This window comes from Vibrio sp. 10N.222.46.A1, assembly GCF_041473595.1.
Classification (GTDB): domain Bacteria; phylum Pseudomonadota; class Gammaproteobacteria; order Enterobacterales; family Vibrionaceae; genus Vibrio; species Vibrio tasmaniensis_A.
In genome coordinates, this window is record NZ_JBFRSN010001540.1 from 1 (window position 1) to 677 (window position 677).

At 42.7% G+C, this 677-nt stretch carries 1 pseudogene; it reads right to left on the reverse strand.

The window, feature by feature from the left end:
- Positions 1-677: pseudogene (locus tag AB4496_RS27945) on the reverse strand (cell division protein ZipA); the annotation flags it as partial.

Sequence of the window (677 nt, forward strand, 5' to 3'; positions counted from 1 at the left end):
GTGAACATTAAGAACAATGACTTCAAGGCCAAGATCTTCATCTGAATGAGCTTTTTCATCTAACTTACTTTCGTCAGCTAAATTAACTTCGTTACCCAACTGAGCTTCCCCAGCTAAGTTAGCATCTTTATCTAACTTAGTTTCTTCAACCGAAGTAACACTTTGTGCAGCAACCACTTCTTTCCCAATAAATGGTTCGCTTGGCGTTAAGCCTTCGCTAGAAAGTAGTGGATCAGCGACCGCATCAGAGGCTTCTTCAAACGAACCGTACTGCTCTTTAAAGCCTGCGTGATTTTGTTTTTGCTCGTCAGTCAATTCAAAGTTCGGAACTTCAGGTTCAACAACCTTCTCTTCCTCAACCTGTTCAAGCTCACCTTTAACTTCGATCGGGTCTTCAACACTGAAAGAAGGAAGATCATTCAATTCTATTTCGTCTTCGTGAGCTTCTTTTTGCTGTGGCGCTGACAATGGATCTGAGTCAATCAGCGGATCAGTTGCAGACGGTGAGACAGCAAAATCCGGTTCTTTACGCTCTTTTCGGATTATCTCAAAATCATCCTCAGGAGCGAATGAACGGTTTGGGATCGTTTCAGCTTCATCTAAGCTGTCATTATCAAGCTTACCAAGCGGCTTATCTCCAAACTTTGCTTTCCCTTCTTTCTTACTCGTCCATAGAC